At 75.3% G+C, this 25,811-nt stretch carries 21 protein-coding genes and 2 tRNA genes; 9 read left to right on the top strand and 14 right to left on the bottom strand.

The genetic code is table 11. The features are described from left to right. Positions 1-69 precede the first annotated feature (69 nt). The 8 genes from ACFVVL_RS24305 to ACFVVL_RS24270 form a co-directional block, all read right to left on the bottom strand. On the bottom strand, positions 70-1,782 hold the full coding sequence (locus ACFVVL_RS24305; protein ID WP_380291052.1) for a pyruvate dehydrogenase: 1,713 nt from the start codon (positions 1,780-1,782) through the stop codon (positions 70-72). Positions 1,783-2,009: 227 nt separating this feature from the next. After that, positions 2,010-4,439 (bottom strand): glycoside hydrolase family 65 protein, encoded by a 2,430-nt coding sequence (locus ACFVVL_RS24300; RefSeq protein ID WP_387678537.1) that lies wholly within the window; start codon positions 4,437-4,439, stop codon positions 2,010-2,012. After that, on the bottom strand, positions 4,436-5,269 hold the full coding sequence (locus ACFVVL_RS24295) for an HAD family hydrolase (RefSeq protein WP_387678534.1): 834 nt from the start codon (positions 5,267-5,269) through the stop codon (positions 4,436-4,438). Before ACFVVL_RS24295 ends, ACFVVL_RS24300 begins: the two co-directional genes overlap by 4 nt. A 90-nt stretch (positions 5,270-5,359) precedes the next feature. Beyond that, on the bottom strand, positions 5,360-6,145 hold the full coding sequence (locus ACFVVL_RS24290; protein WP_380291014.1) for a VOC family protein: 786 nt from the start codon (positions 6,143-6,145) through the stop codon (positions 5,360-5,362). Between the two features lie 177 nt (positions 6,146-6,322). Then, a complete protein-coding gene (locus tag ACFVVL_RS24285; RefSeq protein WP_387678531.1) occupies positions 6,323-6,784 on the bottom strand; it encodes an SRPBCC domain-containing protein in 462 nt (153 codons plus the stop codon). An 87-nt stretch (positions 6,785-6,871) separates the two neighbouring features. Continuing rightward, positions 6,872-8,641, bottom strand: coding sequence for an LCP family protein (locus tag ACFVVL_RS24280; protein ID WP_387678528.1), 1,770 nt, complete (start codon positions 8,639-8,641; stop codon positions 6,872-6,874). 289 nt (positions 8,642-8,930) lie between these two features. Then, positions 8,931-9,003 (bottom strand) — tRNA-Lys (locus ACFVVL_RS24275). A gap of 165 nt (positions 9,004-9,168) precedes the next feature. Beyond that, entirely contained in the window at positions 9,169-10,092 is a 924-nt protein-coding gene (locus tag ACFVVL_RS24270; RefSeq protein WP_380291020.1) for a LysR substrate-binding domain-containing protein, read from the bottom strand. Positions 10,093-10,291: 199 nt separating this feature from the next. Here ACFVVL_RS24270 and ACFVVL_RS24265 point away from each other — a divergent pair, with 199 nt between their 5' ends. From ACFVVL_RS24265 to ACFVVL_RS24245, 5 genes are all read left to right on the top strand, one after another. Continuing rightward, on the top strand, positions 10,292-11,587 hold the full coding sequence (locus ACFVVL_RS24265; RefSeq protein ID WP_387678524.1) for a cytochrome ubiquinol oxidase subunit I: 1,296 nt from the start codon (positions 10,292-10,294) through the stop codon (positions 11,585-11,587). A 59-nt stretch (positions 11,588-11,646) separates the two neighbouring features. Next, positions 11,647-12,690, top strand: coding sequence for a cytochrome d ubiquinol oxidase subunit II (locus ACFVVL_RS24260; protein WP_387678521.1), 1,044 nt, complete (start codon positions 11,647-11,649; stop codon positions 12,688-12,690). Between the two features lie 91 nt (positions 12,691-12,781). Then, entirely contained in the window at positions 12,782-14,464 is a 1,683-nt protein-coding gene (gene cydD, locus ACFVVL_RS24255) for a thiol reductant ABC exporter subunit CydD (RefSeq protein WP_387678518.1), read from the top strand. Continuing rightward, positions 14,461-16,176, top strand: a complete 1,716-nt coding sequence (gene cydC / locus ACFVVL_RS24250) for a thiol reductant ABC exporter subunit CydC (protein ID WP_387678515.1) — start codon at positions 14,461-14,463, stop codon at positions 16,174-16,176. Before cydD ends, cydC begins: the two co-directional genes overlap by 4 nt. A 172-nt stretch (positions 16,177-16,348) precedes the next feature. After that, positions 16,349-16,540: a hypothetical protein gene (locus ACFVVL_RS24245; protein ID WP_387678512.1), complete on the top strand. Its 192-nt coding sequence runs from the start codon at positions 16,349-16,351 to the stop codon at positions 16,538-16,540. A 106-nt stretch (positions 16,541-16,646) separates the two neighbouring features. Here the strand turns inward: ACFVVL_RS24245 and ACFVVL_RS24240 are convergent. Beyond that, a tRNA-Lys gene (locus tag ACFVVL_RS24240) sits at positions 16,647-16,719 on the bottom strand. Between the two features lie 54 nt (positions 16,720-16,773). Beyond that, positions 16,774-17,472, bottom strand: a complete 699-nt coding sequence (locus ACFVVL_RS24235; protein WP_387678509.1) for a DNA polymerase beta superfamily protein — start codon at positions 17,470-17,472, stop codon at positions 16,774-16,776. A 146-nt stretch (positions 17,473-17,618) separates the two neighbouring features. Between ACFVVL_RS24235 and ACFVVL_RS24230 the strand changes: the two genes are divergently transcribed. Further along, entirely contained in the window at positions 17,619-18,389 is a 771-nt protein-coding gene (locus tag ACFVVL_RS24230; protein WP_387678506.1) for an SDR family oxidoreductase, read from the top strand. Between the two features lie 56 nt (positions 18,390-18,445). Beyond that, entirely contained in the window at positions 18,446-19,153 is a 708-nt protein-coding gene (locus ACFVVL_RS24225; protein ID WP_387678503.1) for a tyrosine-protein phosphatase, read from the top strand. A 35-nt stretch (positions 19,154-19,188) separates the two neighbouring features. On the opposite strand, the gene ACFVVL_RS24220 is transcribed toward ACFVVL_RS24225, so the two are convergent. Next, complete coding sequence (locus ACFVVL_RS24220) at positions 19,189-19,644, bottom strand: RICIN domain-containing protein (protein ID WP_387678500.1); 456 nt, start codon at positions 19,642-19,644, stop codon at positions 19,189-19,191. Positions 19,645-19,696: 52 nt separating this feature from the next. Here ACFVVL_RS24220 and ACFVVL_RS24215 point away from each other — a divergent pair, with 52 nt between their 5' ends. Both ACFVVL_RS24215 and ACFVVL_RS24210 read left to right on the top strand, forming a co-directional pair. After that, entirely contained in the window at positions 19,697-20,839 is a 1,143-nt protein-coding gene (locus ACFVVL_RS24215; RefSeq protein ID WP_387678497.1) for a hypothetical protein, read from the top strand. Positions 20,840-21,009: 170 nt separating this feature from the next. Continuing rightward, positions 21,010-21,345, top strand: coding sequence for a hypothetical protein (locus ACFVVL_RS24210; protein ID WP_380291042.1), 336 nt, complete (start codon positions 21,010-21,012; stop codon positions 21,343-21,345). Between the two features lie 11 nt (positions 21,346-21,356). Here ACFVVL_RS24210 and ACFVVL_RS24205 read toward each other — a convergent pair whose 3' ends face one another. From ACFVVL_RS24205 to ACFVVL_RS24195, 3 genes are all read right to left on the bottom strand, one after another. Next, positions 21,357-22,184 carry a TIGR02452 family protein gene (locus ACFVVL_RS24205; protein WP_387678494.1) on the bottom strand — a complete coding sequence of 276 codons (828 nt, stop codon included), beginning with the start codon at positions 22,182-22,184 and terminating at the stop codon, positions 21,357-21,359. 159 nt (positions 22,185-22,343) lie between these two features. Continuing rightward, positions 22,344-24,665 (bottom strand): DEAD/DEAH box helicase, encoded by a 2,322-nt coding sequence (locus ACFVVL_RS24200; protein ID WP_387678491.1) that lies wholly within the window; start codon positions 24,663-24,665, stop codon positions 22,344-22,346. Between the two features lie 206 nt (positions 24,666-24,871). Beyond that, complete coding sequence (locus ACFVVL_RS24195; protein ID WP_387678488.1) at positions 24,872-25,663, bottom strand: hypothetical protein; 792 nt, start codon at positions 25,661-25,663, stop codon at positions 24,872-24,874. Positions 25,664-25,811: the final 148 nt, after the last annotated feature.

Here is a 25,811-nt window from a genome sequence, read left to right as displayed (position 1 = left end):
TCCAGTGGACACCTCGCGTGCCGCCCGGGCAATTTTTTTGCCCCACAGGCAAGGACCGGTGTCGGGCCGCTACGGGCGGGGGATGTTCCTGAGGTTGGACCGGGCCAGGTCGATCATCCGCCCGACGCCGCCGGACAGCACCGTGCGGCCGGCGGCCAGCGCGAACCCCTTCAGCTGGGCGGCGGTGATGTGCGGCGGGATGGACAGCGCGTTCGGGTCGGTGACCACGTCCACCAGCGCCGGGCCTGGCCGTTCCAGCGCCTCCGCCAGCACCTCCCGCACCCGGGCCGGCTCGGTGACCCGCTTGGCCGGGATGCCCATCGCGCGGGCGATCCCGGCGTAGTCGACGTCGCCGTTGTCGATCTCCGACTCCGGGTAGCCGGAGACCAGCATCTCCAGCTTGATCATGCCGAGCGCGCCGTTGTTGAAGACCACCGTCTTCACCGGCAGGCGGTGCTTGACCACCGTCAGCAGCTCGCCGAGCAGCATCGACAGGCCGCCGTCGCCCGCCATCGCCACCACCTGCCGCCCGGGGAAGGCGAGCTGGGCGCCGATCGCGTGCGGCAGCGCGTTGGCCATCGAGCCGTGCAGGAAGGAGCCGATCACCCGGCGGCGGCCGTTGGGCTGCAGGTAGCGGGCGGCCCAGACGTTGTTCATGCCGGTGTCGACGGTGAACACCGCGTCGTCGGCGGCCACCTCGTCCAGCACCGAGGCCACGTACTCGGGGTGAATCGGCAGGTGCTTCTCGATGTCCTTGGTGTACGCGCCGACCACCCCCTCCAGGGCGCGGTAGTGGCGGCGCAGCATGTCGTCGAGGAAGGAGCGGTCGGTCTTCTGCTCCAGCAGCGGCAGCACGGCGCGCAGGGTGGCGGAGACGTCGCCGTGCACCGCGAGGTCCAGGGCGGTGCGGCGGCCGAGCCGGGTGGCGTCGTGGTCGACCTGGACGGTGCGGGCCTGCGGCAGGAAGGAGTCGTACGGGAAGTCGGTGCCGAGCAGCACGACGAGGTCGGCGGAGTGCAGCGCCTCGTGGCAGGCTCCGTAGCCGAGCAGACCGCTCATCCCGACGTCGTACGGATTGTCGTACTGGATCCACTCCTTGCCGCGCAGGGAGTGGCCGACCGGCGCGTGCAGCACCGCCGCGAGCTCCATCACCTCGGCGTGCGCCGCACGCACGCCCGCGCCGCAGAACAACGCGACCCGGCGCGCGGCGTTGAGCGCCCGGGCGAGCTCCTGCACCTGGGACCAGGGCGGGGCGGCGACGGCCTGCTCGGTGAGGAAGTGGCTGGTGCCGGTCGGGTGGGCGGCGGAGAGCGCGGCGACGTCACCGGGGAAGGCCAGCACGGAGACGCCGCGCGCGCCGAGGGCGTGCTGGATCGCGACGCGCAGCAGCCGGGGCAGCTGACCGGGCGTGGAGAGCATCTCGCACCAGCTGCTGCAGTCGGTGAACACCCGCTCGGGGTGGGTCTCCTGGAAGAAGCCGGTGCCGATCTGGGTGGAGGGGATGTGCGAGGCGAGGGCGAGGACGGGGACGCCGCTGCGCTGGGCGTCGTAGAGACCCTGGACGAGGTGGGTGTTGCCGGGGCCGCAGGAGCCGGCGCAGACCGCGAGGCGGCCGGTCAGCTCGGCCTCGGCGGCCGCCGCGAAGGCCCCGGCCTCCTCGTTGCGGACGTGCACCCAGCTGATGCCCTCGGCCCGGCGGATCGCGTCCACCACGGGGTTGAGGCTGTCGCCGACCACGCCGTGGACCCGTTCCACCCCGGCCTGCCGGAGCACCTCCACCATCTGCTCGGCCACACTCACCACGGGAGATCTCCTGACGCCGGGGACGCGCGACACCAGCACCTTCCACCGCCGGCGGGCGCCCCGCACCCGGAGTGGGCCGGACGGGTGAGGGCGGACCCGGCCCCGGACCGGGCCGAGGGGCGCCCCGGCGGTCGGGGCGCCCCTCGGCTGGACCGGTGGACCGGTGGACCGGTGGACCGGTGGAGCCGGTGGAGCCGGTGGGCGGGCTACTCGGCGGCCAGGTGGTCGGGGCCGGAGGTGATGCGGCCGGTGGAGAGGCCGGCCTGGGCCTGGCGGCGGGCCGGTTCGCGGCCGGGGGGCTGGCTGCAGCGCTCCTGGGCGGGCGGGGTGGTGGTGGGCACCGAGACCGGCCGGCCCGCCTTCACCTGGACCGTCTCGCCGTCGTGCCGCAGGTGGATCACCTCGCCCCGGCGCAGCGTGTACGTGGTCTCGTCGTGGTCGATCCGCACCCCCAGCAGCTGTCCGCGGACGAGCAGCGAGAAGCTGAGCCGCATGATCCCGCTGGGCAGCCGGGGCCGGAACCAGAGCACCTCGCCGTGGTCGCGCAGCCCGCCGAAGCCGGCCACCAGGGCGATGCAGGCCCCGGCGAGCGAGGCCATGTGCAGGCCGTCGCGGGTGTTGCCGCCGAGGTCGTGCAGGTCCATCAGGGCGGCCTCGGCGGTGTAGTCGTACGCGAGGTCGAGCTGCCCCACCTCGGCGGCGATCACCGCCTGGGTGCAGGCGGAGAGCGAGGAGTCGCGGACGGTCAGCCGTTCGTAGTACGCGAAGTTGCGGGCCTTCTGCTCGTCGGTGAAGGCGTCGCCGCGGACCTGCATGGCGAGCACCAGGTCGGCCTGCTTGACCACCTGTTTGCGGTAGAGGTCGAAGTACGGGTAGTGCAGCAGCAGCGGGAAGTTCTCCGGCGGGGTGTTCTCGAAGTCCCAGACCTGGTGGTCGGTGAAGCCGTCGGCCTGCGGATGGACGCCGAGGTTCTCGTCGTACGGGATGAACATCGCGGCGGCCGCGTCCCGCCAGGCGGCGGTCTCCTCGGTGTTGACGCCGAGCGCGGCGGCCTCGCGCGGGTGCCGGGCGGCGGCCTCCGCGGCGGCGCGCAGGTTCGTCTGCGCCATGAGGTTGGTGTAGACGTTGTTGTCCGCGATGGCGCTGTACTCGTCGGGGCCGGTGACGCCCTCGATGCGGAACCGGCCGACGGCGTCGTGGTGCCCCAGCGAGCGCCACATCCGGGCGGTCTCGACGAGCAGTTCCAGCCCGTACTCGCGCTCGAACTCGTCGTCCCCGGTGGCCCGGGCGTAGCGGGCGGCGGCGGACGCGATGTCCGCGCCGATGTGGAAGGCGGCGGTGCCGGCCGGCCAGTAGCCGGAGCACTCCTCCCCGCGGATCGTGCGCCACGGGAAGACCGCTCCGGCCAGGCCGAGCTGGGCCGCGCGGTCGCGGGCCAGCGGGAGCGTGGTGTGCCGCCAGCGCAGTGCCTGGTTGACGGCGGCGGGCAGGCAGTAGGTGAGCACCGGCAGCACGAAGGCCTCGGTGTCCCAGAAGCTGTGGCCGTCGTAGCCGGGCCCGGTCAACCCCTTGGCGGGGATGGCGCGTTCCTCGCTGCGGGCGCCGGCCTGGAGCACGTGGAAGACGGCGAACCGGACGGCCTGCTGGAGTTCGACGTCACCCTCGATCTCGATGTCGCTGGTCTCCCAGAACTCCTTGAGGAAATCCTCCTGTTCGGCGATCAGCCCGTCCCAGCCGGTGTACCGGGCGGCGGTCAGCGCGGCCTCCACCTGGTCCCGGACGGCCGGCAGCGAGCGGGTCGCCGACCAGCCGTAGGCCATGAACTTCACCAGCCGCAGCCGCTCGCCGGGGTGCAGCACGGTGGTGACCGTGATCCGGCAGTGGTCGGCCTCCGACTCGGCCACGGTGTCCAGCCGCTCCGGGCCCTCGATCACGTGGTCCATGCCGGCCGCGACCCGGATGCCGCTGTACCGGGTGCGGTGGACGAGCACGCCCTTCGTCCCGCCCGCGTGGTGCGCCTCGGCGAGCAGCGGGGCCTCCAGCACGGCGGCGGCCCGCGGGTCGCCCTCGGGGCCGCCCGGCAGCTGCTCGTTGGCGACCAGCTCGCTCTGCAGCACGACCCGCACCGGGCCGTCCACCGCCTCCACGGTGTACTCGACGGCGGCGACGGCCCGTTGGGTGAGCGAGACCAGCCGGGTGGAGTCGACCTTGATGGTCCGCCCGGCGGGCGAGGTCCACTCGGCGGAGCGCCGCAGCAGGCCCTCGCGGAAGTCCAGCCAGCGGCGGTGGCTGACCAGTTCGCCGTAGCGCAGGTCGAAGGGCTCGTCGTCCACCAGCAGCCGGATGATCTTGCCGTTGGTGACGTTGATGACGCTCTGGCTGGACTCCGGGTAGCCGTAGCCGCCCTCGCCGTAGGGCAGCGGGCGCAGCTCGAAGACGCCGTTGAGGTAGGTGCCGGGCAGGCCGTGCGGCTCGCCCTCGTCGAGGTTGGCGCGCAGGCCGATGTGGCCGTTGGAGAGCGCGAAGACGGACTCGGCGCGGGCCAGGGCGGTGAGGTCGAGGCCGTGTTCGGCGACCTGCCACGGGTCGACGGCGAAGGGCTGCTCCTGACGGTCCTTGCGCTCCTGGCCGGTCATGCCGACGCCTCCGCGGGCCGGCCGTCGTCACCGGAGTCACCGGAGTCACCGGAGTGGTCGGGGTGGTCGGGGTCGTCGGACCGGCCCGGGTCGTCGGGGATCAGCTCGGCGAGGTCGCGGACGACCACCGTGGCGCCGTCGCGGCGCAGTTCGGCGGCCTGGCCGGTGCGGTCCACACCGACCACCGCGCCGAAGCCGCCCGCCCGCCCGGAGGCCACCCCGGCCAGCGCGTCCTCGAACACGGCGGCGTGCGCGGGCTCGACGCCCAGCGCCCGGGCCGCGGCCAGGTAGGTGTCCGGCGCGGGCTTGCCCGGCAGGCCCTCGCGCTTGGCGACGACGCCGTCCACGATCACGTCGAAGAAGCCCTCGATGCCCGCCGCGCGCAGCACGTCCCGGCAGTTGGCACTGGACGAGACGACGGCGGTGGGCAGGGCGAGCGCGCGCAGCCGGCGCACGTAGCGGACCGAGCCGTCGTACGGGGCGACGCCCTGCTCGCGGATCATCCGCAGCACGGTGTCGTTCTTGGCCCGGCTGACGCCGTGCACGGTGCGGGCGCCCGGCGGGTCGGCGTCGGTGCCCTCGGGCAGGTCGACGCCCCGGCTGTGCAGGAAGGCGCGGGTGCCGTCGAGTCTCGGCCGCCCGTCCACGTGGGCGTCGTAGTCGGCGACGGCGTCGAACGGGATGAACGGCCCCCCGGTGCGGGCGGCTTCGGCCCGCAGGAAGGCGTCGAAGGTGTCCTTCCAGGCCGCGGCGTGCACCGTGGCGGTCTGGGTGAGCACCCCGTCGAGGTCGAAGAGGAAAGCGCGGATGTCGTCCGGTAGCCCCAGCATGGGTGCAGTCTTACCCGTCCGCGCGCGCCGTACCGCCCATTCCCGGCGGCGCGTCGCGGGAACGGGCGGTCCGCCGGGGGCGGCGGGCGCTCAGGGCGAGTCCGGGGTGGAGGTGACCGCGAAGGCCGCGCCCTGCGGGTCGCGCACCACGGCCATCCGCCCGGCCTGCATGTCGAACGGCGGCTGGATCACCGAGCCGCCCGCCTTGACCAGGGCGTCCACCGTGGAGTCGGTGTCGTCCACCGAGAAGTAGGTCATCCAGTGCGAGGGCGTGCCCGGCGCCAGGTACTCGGCGACCGGCTGCATGCCGCCCACCGTGTGGTCGCCGACGTTGAGCGAGTAGAACCCGTCCATGCCCTGGATGGTCCCCGGGCGCAGGCCGAACGCCTGCTGGTAGAACCGGCCGGCCGCGGCGGTGTCGGTGGTGTTGAGCTCGTTCCAGACCAGCGCGCCGGGCTCGTTGACGATGCCCGCGCCGATGAAGTCCAGCTGCTGCCAGACGCCGAACACCGCGCCGGTCGGGTCCGCGGCGACCAGCATCCGGCCGGTGGCGCCGACCTCGGCCACCGGGTGGACGATCGTGCCGCCGGCGCCGGCGACGGCCTGCGCGGCGGCGTCGGCGTCGTCCGTGGCGAGGTAGGTGGTCCAGCCGACCGGGGGCAGCGGCTGGCCCTCCGGGGCGGAGCGGGCCATGATCCCGGCGACCGGCTTGCCGTTCAGCGAGCACACGGCGTAGCCGCCGAACTCGGCCGGGCCGACCTCGCCCTGCCAGCCCAGCAGGTCGCGGTAGAAGTCGAGCGCGGCCTGCTGGTCGCTCGTCGTCAGGTCCACCCAGCAGGGGGTGCCGGGCTTGTACGGTGCGGTGACTACGGGCATTCCTGGGCCTCCAAGCGATGGTCGTCCGCCGCGCGGACCGCCGGGGACGCGGCCTGCCCGGCCGCGCGGCCGACGGCCGTACACCGCCCACGATCGCCGCGCCTCCGCGATCCCGCCACCGGACGGGGTCCCGGCGGGTCGCCGCCCGCCGGGCGTTCACCGGCGGGGCGCGGGCGGTCACGGCGCGTGGTGGTGGCCGCCCGCGGTGTGGAACGGCTGCGCCTTGCCGCTCTGCGCGTAGTCCTTGAGCCGGACGAGCAGCTGCGCCCAGGTGCCGGCCACCATCGGCACGCCCTCCTCGCTGCCGGGCTGCCAGCCGCCGTGCCGCAGCAGCAGCCGGGTGCGGTGGCCGGGCCCGCCCTGCTCGTCGGACCGCTCGGCGAGGTCCCAGCTGATCCAGGTGCCGGCCCAGTGCGGCGGGAAGGCCCCGGCGTTCGTCCAGACCACCCGATCCGGGCCGGTGCGCTCGCGCCGCAGCCGGTAGGGCTCGGGGTCGCCGGGCACGCCGAGCAGCAGCAGGTCGTCCTCCCTCTCCACGTCGGTGGTCCACCAGGAGGTGAGGCCGTCGTGGGTGGTCAGCGCGGCCAGGACGACGGCGCGCGGAGCGGCGATGTCGAGCTCCAGGGCGATCTCGGCCATGGGTTCCGCCTTTCGGGCCTGCTGCTCCCCCCGGCGTGTCCGACAGGCCCACCATGGCACGCGGCCGGGGGCCGCGCGCCCCGGGCCTCAGCCGCCGGAACCGTACGTCGTCCGGTCGCAGATGTTGTCGTCGGCCGAGCGGGCGTCCTCGGTGACGCTGGTGGGCAGCGGGGTGGGCACGGCCGGGGCGGAGGGGGCCGCGGCGGAACCGCCGGTGGCACCTGGGGTGGCCGCCGCGCCGTTGGCCGCCGCGAAGTCCTTGCCGACGATCACCGTGACGCCCGCCGAGGTGCCGGGCTCGACGACCGCGCCGGGGAACAGCTCGGCGACCTTCTCGGCGTTCGCCTTCTGGCCCGAGCCGTACTGGACCATCGTGGTCGTGTACTTGAGGTTCTTCGCCGGGCCGACCGCGGTGGCGGTGAACTTGGCGGCCTTGAGCTGCTCGGTCGCCTTGGCGGCCATGCCGGGGGCCGTGGTGCCGGAGTAGACGGACACCTTGACGTCCTTGTTGGCGGTCCCGGTCGCGAGCGGGGAGGCGGCGGACACGGCGGCCGTGGTGGCCGTGGTGGCCCCGGTGTCCGGAGCGGCCGGGGCAGTCGGCGCGGCGGCCTCCGGGGGCTGCTCGCCGGTGGCGTTCTGGCCGTCGATGGTCCGGTCGGCCTTGAGGGTGTCGAAGAGCTTGTCGGCGTCCGGCTGGACGATGTCGAGTTCCTTGTCGACCTTGCGGAAGCGCCAGGGCAGGGTGACGAACTTGAGGTCGTGCAGGTCGATGTTGCGCAACGACAGGCCGAAGGACATCAGCTTGTCGGCGCTGTCGAGACCGGGGTCGACGGTCAGCGACTTGGTGGCGGCGTCGGCCAGCGGCAGCAGGTTCGCCGGATTGAGGCCCTGGCTCTTGATCTTGGAGGCCAGCGAACTGATGAAGGCCTGCTGGCGCTTCATCCGGCCGATGTCGGAGCCGTCGCCGATGCCGTGGCGCAGCCGGACGTAGTCGAGTGCCTGCTGGCCCTCCACCTTCTGCAGGCCCTGCTTCAGGACCACCGCGCCCTTCTTGCCGAGGTTCGGGTTGACGTCGCCCTCGTGGATGTCCTGCGGCAGGCAGACGTCGACCCCGTCGACCGCCTTGGTCATCGCCGAGAAGCCCGAGAAGTCGACCACCATGGTGTGGTCGACCCGGATCCCGGTGAGCTTCTCCACGGTGTTCTGGGTGCACGCGGGGTTGCCGTCCTCGGAACCGCCGGTGGAGAAGGCCGCGTTGAACCGCTGGCTCTTCTCGCCCTTGGTCCACGTGCCGTTGGGCAGCTTGCAGGGCGGGATGGCCACCATCGCGTTGCGCGGCACGGATATGCCCACGGCGTGCTTGTGGTCGGCGTAGACGTGCAGCAGGATCGTGGTGTCCGAGCGGGCGCCGCCCTCCTCGCCGCCACCGAGGTCGGAGTTGTTCTTGCCCCGGCTGTCGGAGCCGATCAGCAGGACGTTGACCGGCTTGTTGCCGGCCGCGTCGGCCTGTGCCTCCGGCGGGCGGTCCTTGGCCACCGCGTCCTGGTCGAAGGACTTGATGTTGCCGTTCAGCTTGTAGTAGATCAGCCCGCCGGTCCCCGCCATCAGCACGAGCACCCCGGCGGCGGACCAGGCGACGATCTTCTTGGCGCCCCACTTGGGCTTGCGGGCCGCCGCCCTGGCCGCGGCCCGGCCGCCGGGCGGTGCCACCGGCGGCCTGCCCTGGGCGGCCCGGCGGGCCTCGGCACGGCCGCCCGGCCGCGGCGGGGGCACCGCGCCGGCGTTCGCGCCGTCGGCCGTGAGCGCACCGGGCGCGTCGTCACCGCGAGCCGGGCCCTCGCCCCACTGACCTGACATGCGTGTACCTTTCACCGCCGGACAGCGCGCCCCCCTACATCCGGACGCGTTGCACACAGAGAGACGGACGGGGTCGCCCCGGGGTTGCACGTACGACGGTCGCAATAACCGATGAACGCCCCCGGGGTTGCGCCCCGCGCAGCCCCCACAGCGGATCCGTCGTCCCCCAACAGACCCGCTTTGGATCATACAAACTGTTCGTCAGATCAAGACGATCCGTCGACGCGGCGCACTCGCCCGCAACGGCGAAGGCCCGGGCGGAGGTGTCCGGCCCGGGCCTTCGTGTCGGTGGGGCGCCAGGGGCTCGAACCCTGAACCTACGGATTAAAAGTCCGCTGCTCTACCCATTGAGCTAGCACCCCGACACCGTGGACATCATGCCAGACCGGGCCGACGCGTGCGGCCGAATGCGGCCCGGCGGACGGCCCGGCGGACGGGGCGGCGGGCAGGGCTGCGGGCCCGGCTGCGGGGATGCCGGGCCCGGGCGTGACCGGGGTCACCTCCCGGCCGGCCCCCGGCCGGACGGGTCAGCCGCGCAGGCGGACCCCCGGGGCGCCGGGGCGCCGGTGCGTCATGAGCGGCCGGCTGACGGCGAACTCCCGGAACCGGCGGGCCGCTTCGGAGTGGTAGGCGGTCCGGTTCCAGACCAGCGTGAGCACCCGGTGACAGCCCGGGGCCTCCACGTGCACCCAGGCGACCGGGACGTGGGTGTCCGTGCCGGACAGCCGGGACATCGCCGGGATGAGGCCGACGCCGAGGCCGCAGCTGATCATGTCCTGGCTGGCCCCCGGCTCGTCCCCCTCGCAGGACAGCCGGGGGATGAGCCCTTCGGCCGCGAACAGCCGGTCCAGCAGCGCGCGTTGCCAGTGCCCTCGGCGGGTGGTGACGAACGGCTCGTCGGCGAGCTCGGCGATCGTCACGCTGCCCCGGCCGTCCAGCCGGTGCCCGCGCGGCACGGCCAGCAGCACCTCCTCCCGGAGCAGTTCGACGGACGCCAGGTCCGGGCCCGTGAGCGGCTGCGAGGCCACGCAGAAGTCGACCTCCCCGCCGCGCAGTTGGCGGTCCATCTCGACCGCGTTGGCCTGCGAGAGCCGCACCTCGGCCCCCGGGTGGGCGGCCCGGAAGGAGCCCATCAGATGGGTCACGGTCAGCAGGGTCTCGGAGGCGACGCCGACCCGGCCGAGCCCGCTCTCCCGGGCCTCGCGCAGCGCCCGGCACCCGGCGTCGAGCTCGCTCAGCGCGCGGTCGACGTGGCGCAGGAACACCGCGCCGTACTGGTTGAGCCGGATCCGCCGCCCCTGCCGGTCGAACAGCGGGGTGCCCAGGTCGGCCTCCAGCCGGGCGATGGTGCGGCTGAGCGAGGGCTGGGCGATGTTCAGCTCCTCGGCGGCGCGGCTGATGTGCTCGAAACGCGCGACGGCCTGGAAGTGGCGCAACTGCAGCAAATCCACGGTTCACCTCTGCTGATGCCTGGCGGGTTATCGGCACATAGCAAAACCGGTCTTGGAACGTATAAGCAATCATCACCTACCGTCGTCGGCGGGGTTCGTCGCACCGGTGGCGGGCAGCGATGCCCGCCACCTCGCACGTCCGTGGCGAGGAACCCGATCCCCCTCACCCTGCCCGTCCGCCGACCCGGAAGGTCGCCTCATGAGCGCTGCGGACCTGGCCCGACTCCAGTTCGCGGCCACCACCAGCGTGCACTGGCTCTTCGTCATCCTCACCATGGGGCTGGTGCCCCTGGTGGCGTTCATGCACACCCGGGCCGCCTTCACCCGGGATCCCGCCACCCGCGCGGTGCGCGAACGCATGACCCGGTTCTGGGGCCAGCTGTACGTCATCAACTACGCGGTCGGCATCGTGACCGGCCTCGTCATGGAGTTCCAGTTCGGACTCAGCTGGAGCGGGCTGAGCAAGTACGCCGGGAACGTCTTCGGCGCCCCGCTGGCCCTGGAGACCCTGGTCGCCTTCTTCGCCGAGTCCACCTTCCTCGGAATGTGGATCTTCGGCTGGGGCCGGCTGCACCGCGGTGTGCACGTCGCGCTGATCTGGCTGGTCGCGCTCACCGCGTACGCCTCGGCGTTCTGGATCATGGTCGCCAACGGCTTCCTCCAGCACCCGGTCGGCCACGAGGTGCGCTCCGGCGTCGCCTACCTGACCGACTTCGGCGCCCTGCTGACCAACTCCAACGCGCTGGTCGCGCTCGGTCACGTCGCGCTCGCCGCGCTCACCACCGGCGGCGTCTTCGTCGCCGGCGTCAGCACCTGGCACTTCGCCAAGGGCACCCGCGAGACCGCGCTGTTCCGCAGCTCGCTGCGGCTGGGCGTCTGGGTGGCCATGCTGTCCTCGTTCTTCGTGGTCGTCGTCGGCAACCTCCAGGTCCCGGTGATCGAGCGGACCCAGCCGATGAAGGCCGCCGTCCTGGAGGGCAGCGGCGTCGCCGAGGAGCAGGCACGGCTGGTCGCCCAGTACGGCCCCGGGGACTACGTGCCCTGGCAGGGCTGGGTGAAGGGCTCGATGGACCTGATGTCGGGCCTCGGCAACCTCGTCTCGACCATCACGTTCGTCGCCGTCTTCCTGCTGCTGAAGGACCTGCTGGTGCGCAAGCGCTGGCTCTGCTACCTGATGACCGCGCTCATCCCGCTGCCGTTCATCGCCTCCGTCGGCGGCTGGGTGGTGCGCGAGATCGGCCGGCAGCCGTGGCTCGTCTACGGCGAGCTGACCGTCGACGACGCGCTCTCCGACGTCGGCCGGGGCTCCCTGGTCGTGTCGTGCACGGTGTTCATCGCCGTCTTCGCCGCCCTCGCGGCGGTCAACTGGACGCTGATCACCCGCTTCGCCCGGCGCGGCCCGGACGGCGCCCAGCTCGGCGCCGGCGATCCGGCCGACGACGACCTGCCCGAGGCGGACGGCAGCGGCGAGACGCTGCCGGTCCCGGCCTTCTGAGCCGGCGAAGGGTCCCGCACCGAGATGAACTCCCCTGACGTGACGGAAGGTTGGGCCGCATGAGCCTGGAGACCCTCTGGCTGGCCCTGCTCGGGCTGCTGCTCGCCGGCTACTTCGTGCTCGGCGGCTACGACTACGGCGTGCAGATGCTGTCCCCGTTCCTCGGCGGCCCGCCCGCCGGGGAACGGGAACCGGAACGGGTACCGGAGCCCGGCACGCGCAACGCCGCGCTCGACGCGATCGCCCCGTTCTTCCTCGGCAACGAGGTGTGGCTGGTCGCCTTCGCCGGTGTGCTGTTCGGCGCCTTCCCGCACCTGGAGGGCAGCCTGCTGTCCGGCCTGTACCCGCTGGTCGTGGCGATCCTGGCGGGCCTGGTGCTCGGCAACGCCGCGGTCCAGCTGCGCGGCCGCTCCCGCGGCGCCCGGGCGCTGCGCCTGTGGAACGCCCTGGTGGTGTTCGGCGGCGCGCTGCCCGCGGTGTGCTGGGGCCTCGTGGTCGGCCTGCTGCTGCACGGTGTGCCCCGCCGGGCCGACGGCTCCTTCCACATCGGCCCCGGCGAGGTGTTCGCACCGTTCACGCTGCTCTGCGGGGCGGCCGCGGCGCTGCTCTTCGCCGGGCACGGCGCGGCCTTCGTCGCGCTCCGCTCCGAGCCCGCGCTCGCCGCCGCCGCCCGGCGGACGGGCTCGACGCTGCTCGCCGCGGCCGGCGCCGCGAGCACCCTCGCGCTGGTGCTCTCGCTGTTCGGGGCGGGCGCCTCGATGACCAGGACGGCCACCTCGGTGGTCCTGTTCGCGCTCCTCGCCGCCGCCCTCGCGGCCGGCTGGTGGTTCCTCGGCCGCGGCCGCGACGGCCTGGCGTTCAGCGCCACCTGCGCCGCGACCGCGCTGCCCGTGCTGCTGGTCGGGGCCGGCCAGTACCCGTACCTGCTGACCGCCTCCTCCGGGGCCGGGATGACCGTCGGCGAGGCCGCCGCCGACGGGGCCACGCTGAAGCTGCTGATCGGGTTCGGCGCGGTGGTGATCCCGCTGATCCTGGTGTACCAGGCCTGGAGCTGGTGGGCGTTCCGCGGCCGGACCGGCCTGCGCCACACCGGCTACTTCTGACCGTCCCCCCGCGGGCCGGCGGTCCACCGCCGCCGGCCCGCGCGATCCATCCGCACCGCACACCGGGCAGGCCCCGGGAGGGAGCAACGGGATGAAGCCGGCCGAACGCCGTCTGCGGCGCGAACTCCCGGTGGTGCGGCGCCACCTCACCACCTCGGCCGGACTGGCGCTGCTGGGCGCCGCCCTGGTCGTCGGCCAGGCCGTCCTGCTGGCCGGCCTGCTCGCGGACGGCTTCGCCGGACACGGCCCGCAGCTCCCCGCCCTGGCCGCCCTCGGCGCCGTCCTCACCCTGCGCGCCCTGCTCGCCTGGGCCCGCGGCGCGCTCGCCCAGCGCGCCGCCGCCGAGACCGGACGCGCCCTGCGCGAGCGCCTCGTCGGACGGCTGCGGCGCACCGGCCCGCGCCGGCTGGCCGCCCGGCGGCACGGCGAGACGGCCACCCTGCTCACCCGCGGCCTGGACGCCCTCGACCCGTACCTCACCGGCTACCTGCCCACCCTGGCCGCCACCGCCGTCGTCCCGCCCGCGGTGATCGGCTGGCTCTGGTGGACCGACTGGGCCTCCGCGCTGATCATCGTGGTCACGCTCCCGCTGATCCCGGTGTTCGGCGCGCTCGTCGGCCTGCACACCGCCCGCCGCACCGCCCGGCAGTGGCGGCTGCTCGCCCGGCTCGGCGGCCACTTCCTGGACGTGGTCGCCGGACTGCCGACGCTGCGCGCGTTCGGCCGCGAGCACCACCAGACGGGCGTGGTGCGGGAGATGGCCGACGCCCACCGGCGGGCCACCATGCGGACCCTGCGGGTGGCCTTCCTCTCCTCCCTCGTCCTGGAGACCGTCGCCACCCTGTCGGTGGCCCTGGTCGCCGTCCCGGTCGGCCTGCGGCTGCTGGCCGGCGATCTCGACCTGCGCACCGGCCTGGTCGTCCTCCTCCTCGCGCCCGAGGCCTACCTGCCGCTGCGCGCGGCGGGCGCGGCGTTCCACGACAGCGCCGAGGGCATCGCGGTGGCCGAACGGGTCTTCGCCCTCCTCGACGAGGAGGAGCCCGCGGCGGCGGGCCCCGTCGCCTCCGCCGTCCCCGACGGCCGGACGGCGCGGCTGTGCCTCGACGCGGTCACCGTCCACCACCCCGGCCGCGCCGCGCCCGCGCTCGACGCGGTCTCGCTCACCGTCCGCCCCGGCGAGCACCTCGCCCTGGTGGGCCCGAGCGGCGCCGGGAAGTCCACCCTGCTCGCGCTGTTCCTCGGCTTCACCGCCCCCGGCGCCGGCCGGGTGCTGGTCGACGGCGCCGACCTCGCCGGGCTCGACCCCGACGGCTGGCTCACCCAGGTCGCCTGGGTGCCGCAGCGCCCGCACCTGTTCGCCGCCAGCGTCGCCGACAACATCCGCCTCGGCCGCCCCGACGCGACCGACGTCGAGGTCCGCGCCGCCGCCCGGGCCGCCTGCGCCGACGGCTTCGCCGAGGCGCTCCCGCAGGGCTACGACACGGTGCTCGGCGAACACGGCGCCGGGCTCTCCGCCGGGCAGCGCCAACGCCTCGCCCTCGCCCGGGCGTTCCTCAAGGACGCGCCGATCCTGCTGCTCGACGAACCGACCGCCCACCTGGACCCGGAGAGCGAGGCCGCCGTGACCCGGGCCACCGCCGCGCTCATGCGCGGGCGCACCGCGATCGTGGTCGCCCACCGCCGCGGCCTGCTGCCGCACGCCGACCGGATCGTCACCGTCCGGGCGGGCGTCCTGCACCCCGCCCCGGCCGCCGAGGGGCTGGTCCTCTCGTGACCGCGCCCGCCGCCCGCGCCGGCTCCCGCACGGCCGCCCGCGCCGCGTCCCGCCCCACCGTGCGGCTGCTGCGGCACCTCCTGCCGCACTGGCGCCGGCTGCTGCCCGCCGTGCTCGCCGCCGCCGGCAGCGAGCTCAGCGGCGCCGCCCTGACGGCCACCGCCGCCTGGCTGATCACCCGCGCCGCCGAACAGCCGCCGCTGTCCGCCGTCGCCGTCGCCGTCGTCGCCGTGCGCGCCCTCGCCCTCGGCCGCGGCACCCTGCGCTACGCCGACCGCCTGCTCGGCCACGACGGCGTACTGCGCGCCGTCGCCGGCTTCCGCGCCCGGGTGTACGAGGCGCTCGTCCCGCTCGCCCCGGCCGGCACCCCGGCGTTCCGCGGCGGCGACCTGCTGACCCGTCTGGTCGCCGACGTCGACGCCGCCCAGGACCTGCTGCTGCGCGTCCTCGTGCCGGTCACCGCCGCCGTCGCGGTCGCGGCGGCCGCCACCGGCGCTGCCGTGGTGCTGCTGCCCTCCGCCGGACTCCTGCTCGGGGTGCTGCTCGCCGTGGCGGGCCTGCTGGTGCCCGCCCTGGTGCTCGCGCTGTCCCGCCGGGCCGGGCACGCCGAGAAGGCCGCCCGCGCCGAACTCGCCGCGCTCACCGTCGACCTGACCGAGGGCGCGGCCGACCTCGCGGCGTACGGCGCCCGCGGCCGCGCCCACCGGCGGGCCGTGGCCGCCGTCGACCGGATCGCCGCCCTGGAACGCCGCGCGGCGCTCACCACCTCGCTCGCCTCCGCCGTGATCCTGCTGCTCCAGGCCGCCGCCGTGGTCGGCGCCACCTGGCTCGGCCTGGACGCCCACGCCGACGGCCGGCTGCCCGCCGTCCGGCTCACCGTCCTCGCGGTGCTCGCCCTGGTCTCCTTCGACGCCCTGACCGCGCTGCCCGCCGCCGCCCGCCGGCTCTCCGGCGTCCGGGCCTCCGCCCGCCGGCTCGCCGACCTGCTGGACACCCCGCCCCCGGTCACCGACCCGGCCGACCCGGCCCCGCTCCCCGCCGACGGCCCGCTCGGCGTCGAGATCACCGGCCTGCGGGTCCGTCACCGCCCCGGCGGTCCGGCCGTCCTCGACGGCGTCAGCCTCCACCTGCCGCCCGGCCACCGGGTGGCCCTGCTCGGTGCCAGCGGCTCCGGGAAGTCCACGCTGGTCGCCGCGCTGATGCGGTTCGTCCCCTACGAGGCCGGCAGCATCCGGGTCGGCGGCCGCGAGCTGCGCGACTGCGCGGGCGACGACGTCCGCCGGGTGATCACCGGCATGACCCAGGACGCCCACGTCTTCCACACCACGATCCGGGCCAACCTGCTCCTGGCCCGCCCCGGGGCCACCGACGAGGACCTGCGCGAGGCCGCCCGCCGGGCCCGGCTGCTCGACTGGATCGAGTCCCTGCCCGACGGCTGGGAGACCGTGCTCGGCGGGGACGGCGCGACCGTCTCCGGCGGCCAGCGCCGACGCCTGCTGCTGGCCCGCGCCCTGCTCGCCGACCCGCCGGTCCTCGTCCTCGACGAGCCCACCGAGGGCCTCGACCCGGACACCGCCGCGGCCGTCCTCGCCGACGTCCTCGACGCCACCCGCGGCCGCACCACCCTGCTGGTCACCCACGACCACGCCGCCCTCGCCGCCGTCGACGCCGTCCTGACCCTCACTCCGGGGCCGGCCCCGGAGCGAGGGTGAGGCGGTCGGCGGTGTCCGACCGGGCCTCCCGGGCGGGGGGCCGCCCGGGGCCCGCCCGCTGATCCTGCGGCCCGGGCCGGGCCAGGCCTGGCCTGAGAACGGCCCAGGGCCACTTCCGTCCCGACGGAAGCCCTTCCACCGCCGCCGCCTCCGGCGCGCGGTCACCCAGGCCGTGGTCGCCGCGCTGCCCCACGGCGACATGCACCTCGTCACCCTGACCGACGGTGTCGTGTACGACAACGTCCGCTACACCAAAGGCACCTGGCAGGGCGCCGCGGTCGTCGGATCCGGCGCGGACGTGTCCCAGGTCGTCACCGCGGCCATGCCCAACGGCGAGATGCACCTGGAGACCCTCGCCGACTGACGCCCCGACGCGCCGCCCCTGTCGCGGGCACGGACCGTCGGCCGGCCCGCGGCAGGAGGAGAACGGGAGAAGCCCCCGGTCGAACCGTCGACCGGGGGCTTCGCGGTGGGCCGCCAGGGGCTCGAACCCTGAACCTACGGATTAAAAGTCCGCAGCTCTGCCAATTGAGCTAGCGGCCCGTGGCCCCGCCGGGTCGCGGCGGGCCGCCGTGATCCTACCCGGTGGGCCCGGAGTCACGCGTCCGGTGGGCGGTGGGTCCAGTGGGCGGCGCGCACCCGGCGCAGCCAGGCGTCGGCGGGGCGCTCGTCGGGGCGGTCGGGGAGGACGCCGGGGCGGTCGAGGCGCTCGGCGGCCGCCGCGAGGAGGCGGTCGGCGCGGGCCGGGTCCTCGGCGACGCGCTCGCCGAGGTCGCGGACCCGCTCGGGGTCGGGCAGCCGCACCAGGTTGCGGCCGGTCTCGTGCAGGTGGACGGCCTGGTCGAGGAGGCGGACCAGGTGGCGGGCGTGCTTGGCGGCCCGGGCGCGGGTGACCGGGTCGGAGGTGTCACGGGTCCGCAGCTTGCGCAACTGCTGGGTGGCGTAGCCGAGGTAGGCGGTGCGAACGGCCCGGGCGCCGAGGAGGGAGCGGCGGATCGCGATCAGCTCCTCGCCCAGCGGGGTGCGGACCTCGTAGAGCTCGTCGGGCAACCAGACCAGCTCGGAGGCGGTGGGGTTGCCGGCGAGCGCCAGCCGGCACCACTTGGCGGCCTCGTGCAGGGTGCGGTCGGGGGCGGTGGTGACGTGCGATTCGGCGGGGCGGTGCAGACCGTGGAAGTCCTCGGTCGGGGCCGCGAACAGGCCGAGCCGGTCGACGTCGGAGCCGGCGTGGGCCAGCCCGTAGGCGGTCGAGCCGACGATGCCGGAGAGCAGGACGGTGCCGGGCGGGGTGGACACGGATCGGGCTCCTCCCGTCGGCCGGTCACGGGATCCCCCGGGAGCGGGGGTCCGCCGGTACCGGGAGTCTGCCGGTCGGGGCGGCCGCGGGCCAGCGAATTCCCGGGGCCGGGGCACGGCGGAGCGCGGCGAGTAGGGTACGGAGCATGGCCACCGCACACGGTTCCGAGCAGCCCGACGTCGTCCTGATCACCGGTGCCGGACGCGGCATCGGCGCCGCCACCGCGCTGCTCGCCGGGCGGCGCGGATACCGGGTGTGCGTCAACTACCGGGCGGACGAGGCCGCCGCCGCCTCGGTGGTGGAGGCGGTCCGGGCCGAGGGCGGCACCGCGCTCGCCGTCCGCGCGGACGTCACCCGCAGCGCCGAGGTGGCCCGGCTGTTCGACACCGTCGACGCCGAGCTCGGGCCGCTCACCGCCCTGGTGAACAACGCGGGCACGCTGGAGCGGCAGTGCCGGCTGGAGGACATCGACGAGGCGCGGCTGAACCGGATCTGGGCCGCCAACATCACCGGTCCGTTCCTGTGCGCCGCGCAGGCCGTGCGCCGGATGTCCACCCGGCACGGCGGACGCGGCGGCGCGATCGTCAACGTCTCCTCGGCGGCCTCCCGGCTCGGCTCGCCCAACGAGTACGTGGACTACGCGGCGGCGAAGGGGGCCGTCGACTCGATGACGCGCGGGCTGGCCCTGGAGGTCGCCGCCGAGGGCATCCGGGTCAACGCCGTGCGGCCCGGCCTGATCCACACCGACATCCACGCCCTGGGAGGCGAGCCCGGCCGGGTCGACCGGGTCGCCCCGAACCTGCCGATGCGCCGCGGCGGCCGGCCCGAGGAGGTCGCGGAGGCGATCCTCTTCCTGCTGTCCCCGGCCTCCTCCTACAGCACCGGCGCCTTCCTGGACGTCTCCGGCGGTCGCTGACCGGACAACCGGAGTTTCCTTCCCCTGACCCGGTGGGCGACCGTACGGTGGTGGCCATGACCGACGACGTGCAGTCCGCCTTCATCGACATCCCCGGCGTGCGCAACTTCCGTGACGCCGGGGGCGTCGGTGCGCTCCGCCGCGGTGTGCTGTTCCGCTCCGGCTCCCTCCACACCCTCACGCCCGAGGGCGCCCTGCGGCTCAAGGCCCTCGGCCTGCGCACCGTCATAGACCTGCGCAGCAGCACCGAGATCACCGCCTTCCCCGACCTGCGGCACGATCTCGACCACGAGACGCTCAGCCTCCCCACCCTGCCCGCCAACCGGGAGGACACCGAGCGCCCCTGGCCGGAGGACCAGGCCGAGCTGTACCCGTTCATGGCCGCCACCGCCGGCCCGTCCCTGGTCGCCGCGATCCGCCGCCTCGGCGCCCCCGGCGCCCTGTCGGCCGTCGTCCACTGCGCCGTCGGCAAGGACCGCACCGGCCTCACCATCGCCGTCGTCCAGTCCCTGCTGGGCGCCTCCGAGGCCGACATCACCGCCGACTTCCTGCTCTCCAACACCGGCCTCGGCCTGCTGGACGGCCCCACCCCCTACATCGACGAGACCGGTGCCGAGCGGATCTCCCGCCCGGTCTCGGCGGAGCTCCTCACCTCGTCCTTCACCTGGATCCACGACCACCACGGCACCGTCCCCGCCTACCTCCGCGCCCACGGCGCCACCGAGGCCGAGCTCGACGCCCTGCGCTCCCAGCTGTCGGCGTAGGCCGGGCGGCGGGGCGGCAGGGCACGCGGGGGGGACTACCGGCGTTCCAGGTGCCACCACTGGGCCGGGGAGTCGGTGTCCTCCCACTGGTGGACGGGGGCCGTCGGGTCCTGGTCCTCGGCCGGGGCGGTGAGGGGCTTGCCGCTGACGAAGCTGGTGAGGGTGAAGGTGCCGGGCGCGTCGACGTGGTGCTCGACCAGCCACTCCTGCGCGCCGAAGGCGTTGGCGGACCACTGCTGGACGGGCACGCCGTCCTCGGTCGAGGCGCCGGTGACGTCCAGGCGCTTGCCGCCGGCGACGTTCTCGACGTGGAACAGCGCCCCGCCCCGGTGGACGGCGGTCAGCCGCCAGAGCTGGGCGTCCGAGCCGTCCTCGGCGCCGAGTTGCACCTTCACGCCGCTGCGGCGGCTGCCGCCGGGGACCTCCAGCAGCAGGCCGGTGGCGACGTTGCGGATCCGGTAGAGGCCGTCGGTGATCTCGTGGTCGGTCACCGGGTGAGTCTCCCACCCGCCACCGACAGCCCCGGGCCCTATGCTGCGGCGAATGGTGTTCGACCCTCATTCCGCGCAGGACGGCCGCCCCGGCGGGCCGTCGGACAGTCAGCAGTCCCCGCTCGCCCGGGCAGTGGGTGCCCTGGAGGCCGCCGTGGCCGCTCCGGCGGACGGACCGGACGGGGGTGAGCGGTTCGAGGCGGCGCTGCGCCTGGTCGGCGGGACGCTCGGGCCCGCCGGGGAGGCGGAGTCGGCGGCCGTCGGCCCCCGGCTGGCGGCCCTGCTCACCGACACCCCGCCGTTCCCCCGGGCGCACCTGGCGATGATGGTCGGCGCCTGTGTGGAGCGCGGCGCCGACCCGGTGGCCTGCGCCGGCCCGGTGCTCGCCGGGCTGCGCGAGGCGCTGACCGGGGCGCTGCTGCTGCTCGACCGGTGGGCCGAGGACGCCGGGGACGCCCTGCCGGACCCCGACCGGGACGATCCCGGCCCGGTCCACGCCCGGCTCGCCGGGGACGGGCGCGCGGGCTCCCGGCACGCCCACCGGGCGGTGGCCGGCTGGTGGACGCTCGACCTGTGGCAGCGGGCCGCGTTCGCGCTCTGCACGCACGCCGCCGTGCGCCGCTCGGCCCGCGCCGAGGGGGTGGCGGAGGTGCTCGGCGAGCTGATCGACCGCTACCGCGAGCGGTCCGAGCAGCACGACCTCAAGGGCCTGCGGTACCTGGCCGCGGCCCTCGACGACGAGCCGCTGCTCGTCCTGCACCGGCCGAGCGGCACCGGCTACCTGCTCCGGATGGACGGCCTGACCGACAACTTCCAGCTGCACACCCTGCTCGCCGAGGTCCTGATCGGCGGCGGCCACCTGCCCGGGCCCCGCCCCGACCCGGAGGTGGTCGCGCTCAGCCGCACCGCGTGGCTGGACGGGCGCCGGTTCATCGCGACGGGGGCGTTCAACCTGGTCGCGCCGGACGGCGGTTGGATCTGGAACGAGGGCATGCCGGAGTCCATCCCGGTGGTGGACGGCGTACGGACCCTCGTCCTGGACCCGCAGCCGTACGAGCGGAGCTGGGCGGCCGGGCGGTTCGTCGAGCAGGTGCCCGGCGACCTGCGGCTGGAGCGGGTCCTGGCCCCGGAGGAGGCCGCGGCCCGGCTGGCGGCCGCGGCGCCCGCGCTGTCCTTCGAGCAGGCGGCGCGGTAGCCGAGCGGGCGGCGCGGTGGCCGAGCAGGCGGCGCGGTGGCCGGCCCGACGGCGGCGGGCGGGGGCCCGGGCGGGCCGGCGGAGGCGGCGGGTTATGGTCGAAAGCCCCGGGGGAACCCCGGGAACCCGCCGCGGATCCGCACCGGACCCGCCGAGGAGTGGAGTCGACGATGGCGAGGATCCCGAACGCGCTCGCGAGCACCGCACCGGCCGCGCTGACCGCCGCGAGCGGCCTGGTCGGCGGCTACGGCGTCGCCCGGTGGACCGGGAAGCGGCAGCTCGGCGGGGCGGTGCTGGCGGTGGCCGGCGCGGGCGCCGCCGCGCAGTGGCACCGGCGCTCGGGAGCGCCCGCCGCGGCCGCGCTGACCGGGCTCTACGTGGCGGCCTTCGGCGGCTCGCACCCGCTGGCGAAGAAGATCGGCGCCTGGCCCTCGGTCCTCGCCGTCACCGGGGTGGTGACCGCCGCCTCGGCGCTCACCTCGGCGCTGGTGACCCGCAAGGACTGAGGGCGGGGCGCCTACCCGCCGAACCTGGCCTCGAAGGCGGCCCGGTTGGGCGAGACCGGCGTCCGGTCCCAGACCGCGAAGACCACCCGGTCGAAGGCCGCGCCGTACCGGGCGAGCGCGTACGCGAAGGCCTCCGCGACCTCGGCCGGGTCGTTGCGGAACACTCCGCAGCCCCACGCCCCGAGCACCAGCGCGCGCACCCCGTGCCGGGCGGCCACCGCGAGCACCCGCTCGGCCCGCTCGGCGAGCACGCCCCGCACGTCGACGCCCCCGGGCGTGCGCAGGGCGAGCTGGCCGGCGTTCGGCGCCGGCGAGGTCAGGAAGGTGACCGGGTAGGGGCGCGCCAGCAGCCCGCCGTCCTCGCCCCGCACCACCGGCACATCGGGCGAGACGATCACCCGGTGGCTGTACCGGAGGTCGGTGGAGGCCCGGTGCGCCTCGTAGTAGTCCGGCGCCTCCAGCAGGCAGGTGTACAGCAGGGCGCTGCGGCAGAGGTCCTCCTCCTGGGCGCGGGCGCCGCGCAGGTAGCCGCCGCCGGGGTTGCGCGCGGAGGCGAAGTTGAGCACCCCGACCGTTCCGGCGCCCGCCCCGGCCAGTCGGCGGGCCGCCTCGATGCTGCCCTCGGCCGTCACCTCGACGGTGGCCGGGTCCGCCACCGGACCAGGGCCGCCGGCCGCGAGCAGCGCGTCCAGCGCGGCCGGGTCGTAGGACACCGTGCCGGCCCGCGCCGCCGTCAACCGCTCCGCCACCTCGACGAGTTCACCCCCGGCCGCGCGGAAGTCCCCCCGTTCGACGATGCCCTCGTTCACCGTCGCCACCTCACGCAGTCTGCTGCTCATGCCGCCGACCGTAGGGGACGGGGGAGGCACCGCGCCACTGGTTATTCTCGGTTGCAGAACAACAGTGCCGGCGCGGACGGCGACGGGCCCGCCCCACCGGAGTGGAACGGGCCCGTCGCGGGTGCGTCAGGTGCTACGCGGCGTCAGTGCCACGCGGCGTCAGTTCTTCCAACGCGGCTTGCGGTCGTCGCGGTTGAAGCCGGAGTTGAAGCCACCGGAGCGGCCGCCGCGGTCGTCGCGGTCACGGTTGAAGCCACCGGACTGCGGACGGCCGCCGGAGCGGTGGTCGTCGCGGCGGGCGAACGGACGGTTGTTGCTGCCGCCGCGCTCGTCGCGGTCACGGCCGAAGGAGCGGTCGCGGTCGCCGAAGGAACGGGCCGGGCGGTCACCGAAGGAACGGCCACCGCGGTCGTCACGGTCGCGGTTGAAGCCGCCACGGTCACGGTCACCGAAGGAACGGCCACCGCGGTCGTCACGGTCGCGGTTGAAGCCGCCACGGTCACGGTCACCGAAGGAACGGCCGCCACGGTCGTCACGGTCGCGGTTGAAGCCGCCACGGTCACGGTCACCGAACGAACGGCCACCGCGGTCGTCACGGTCACGGTTGAAGCCGCCACGGTCACGGTCACCGAACGAACGACCGCCACGGTCGTCACGGTCACGGTTGAAGCCGCCACGGTCACGGTCACCGAACGAACGACCACCGCGGTCGTCACGGTCACGGCCGAAGGAACGGCCGCCGCGCTCGTCACGGTCACGGTTGAACGGGCGGTCGCCGCGGTCGCCGCGGTCACGGTTGAACGACGGACGCTCGGTGCGCGCCTCGCGGTACGACGGGGTGCGCTCCTCGGTCACCGCGGCCGGCTCGGCGGCGGCCGCCGGGGCGGCGGTCTCGTCGGCGGCGGCACCCTCGGCCGTCCCGGCCTCGGCGGCCGGGGCCTCGTCCTCGATGCCCAGCTCGGCGCGCTCGCGCGCGGCCCGCGCGGCCAGGCGGTCGGCCTCGTCGCGCAGCTCGCCGGCGCGGCGCTGGGCGCGCTCCAGCTGGCGGGTCATGTCGGCGACCTCGCGCTCGGCGGCGCCGGCGATGTTGGCCGCGCTCTCCGCCTGGACCTCGACCAGCGAGCGGGCGCCGGTGATCCGGGCCACCTCGGCGTCGAAGGCGTGGTCGAGGATGTGGCGGCTGGCCTCCACGCCCGCGTCCTCCATCAGGCGGAAGACGCCGCGGCGCTGGTGCGGCAGCACCAGGGTGACGACGGTGCCGGAGCGGCCGGCCCGGGCGGTGCGGCCGGAGCGGTGCAGGTAGTCCTTGTGGTCGCCGGCCGGGTCGACGTTGAGCACCAGGTCGATGCCGTCGACGTGGATGCCGCGGGCGGCGACGTCGGTGGCGACGACGACGTTGACGTAGCCGTCCTTGAAGTCGCCGAGCACCCGGGTGCGGGCGCCCTGGGTCATGCCGCCGTGCAGCGCGTCGGCCTTCACGCCGGCCTCGACGAGCTGCTCGGCGACGCGGTCGGCGCCCATCTGGGTGCGGACGAAGATGATCGTGCGGCCCTTGCGGGCGGCGATCGCGTTGGTGATCGGCGCCTTGTCCTTGGGCTTCACCACGAGGATGTGGTGGGTCATGGTGGTGACGGCACCGGCCGACGGGTCGACCTCGTGGGTGACCGGGCTGTTCAGGTAGCGCTTCACCAGGGTGTCGATCTCGTTCTCCAGGGTGGCGGAGAACAGCAGGCGCTGGCCGCCGGCCGGCACCTGGTCGAGGATCTCGGTGACCTCGGGCAGGAAGCCCATGTCGGCCATCTGGTCGGCCTCGTCGAGGACGGCGACCTGGACGTCGTCGAGCTTGGCCGAGCCGCGGTTGATCAGGTCGCGCAGGCGGCCCGGGGTGGCGACCAGGACGTCGACGCCGCGCTCCAGCGCGTAGATCTGGTTCGACATCGAGGTACCGCCGCAGACGACCTTGAGGCGCTGGCCGAGCACCGAGCCGAACGGCTCCAGGGCGTCGGCGACCTGCATGGCCAGCTCGCGGGTCGGGACCAGGATCAGGCCGCGCGGGTGCTTGGCGCGGGTGCGCTCGCCGTCGGCGAGGCGGGTCAGCAGCGGCAGGCCGAAGCTGAGGGTCTTGCCGGAGCCGGTGCGGCCGCGGCCGAGCACGTCCTTGCCGGCCAGGGCGTCCGGGATGGTCGCAGCCTGGATCGGGAACGGGGTGGTGACGCCGCGCTTGGCGAGGGCACGGACGACCTCGTCCGGCAGGCCCAGGTCGCCGAAGGTGATGGTCGGCTCGGCGTCGGCCTCGGCGGCCTCGTCGGCCGCGTCCTCGGCGGCCTCGGCGTCGGTGGCCTCGGCGGCGGTGTCGGTGTCCTCGACGGCGTCGACGGCGGCGATCAGCTCGGCGTCGGCCTCGGCGGGAACGGTGGTGGTGGCATCGGCGGCGGACTCGCTCGCGGGCATGGCGAAGCGGGCGTCGTCAACGAGAGACATGCAAAACCTTCCGGAAGTGGCACGCGCCAAAGTCCGGGGTTCTGTTTCACAACCGCCTCTATGCGGTCAGCCACGGATCGCCGGAACGCGCCAAGGGCGCCAGATGGGAGTAGGGCGCCAGTCAAATGGATCAAACGAACGATCTACCACCATAGACGAGCCTGGGGATCGGAGGCAAATGCCCTGGCCAGGCTGCGGATCGGCGCTCAGTGGCCGCCCGACGCACCCGAGCTGGGGGGCGCGGTGGTGCTCGGGGCGGGGGTGGGCTCCGGAGCCGTGGTGGCGGTCGGGGCGGGGGTGGTGTGGCCGGGTTCCGGGGAGGACGGGCGCCCGGTCGGGCTGGCCGCCGGGGCGGACGCCGTCGTGCCGCCGGAGCCTCCCCCGGTGCCGCCCGTGGCGGCCCCGGCGCCGCCGGACGGGTGGCCGCTGCCGCCCGCGCCGCCGCCGCTGCCCGCCGCGCCCCCGGACGGCCCGCCGGTGGCGGCGCCGGCGGCTCCCGGGCGGGGCGCGGGGCTGGTGTTCGCGCCACCGGCGCCGCCGGTCACGCCGGGCGCGGACTCGCCGGTGGCCGCCGCCGGGACCGGCTCGATGCCGGCGGGCGCGCCGTTCACGCCGCCCCCACCGTTGCCGCCGCCCGCGCCCGCCGCACCGTTCACGCCTCCGCCCGCCTCACCGGGGGCCGCGTTCGTCCCCCCGGCCGGCGCGCTCTGCGCCTGCGCGCCCGCCGCCCGCTCCGAGCGCCCGGCCGCGACCCCCGGGTGGCCGGCGCCGCTCGGCGAGGCCGAGGCGGTCGTCCCGGGCCTGGTCGGCGTCCCCGCCTGGCCGACCGGCACCACACCGTGCCGCTCGTCCGCGCCCGGCCCGACCGACATGCAGCCGGTCAGCCCCAGCCCGGCCACCGCCAGGACCGCCGCGCCGCGCACCACGGCACTCCGGACCACCGCCGTGTCCCGCTCCGTCACCGCACGCACCACCCGCACCGCACGCATCGCCGCCACCGAGTCCCTCTCCTGCACCCGCCCCGCCCCGGCCGCCCACCCACGCGCACGGCCACCCTTGCGGGTGTCCAACGCCCGCCCGGGGCGCGCGGACACGGGTGGCACGGCCGGAAGCACCCGGACGGGCACCGCAGGAGCGCCGGACGAG

It is taken from the genome of Kitasatospora sp. NPDC058115 (assembly GCF_042884635.1).
Taxonomy (GTDB): Bacteria; Actinomycetota; Actinomycetes; order Streptomycetales; family Streptomycetaceae; genus Kitasatospora.
The sequence above is the reverse complement of the archived record's forward strand: the minus strand, read 5'-3'. Positions and strand labels throughout refer to the sequence as shown.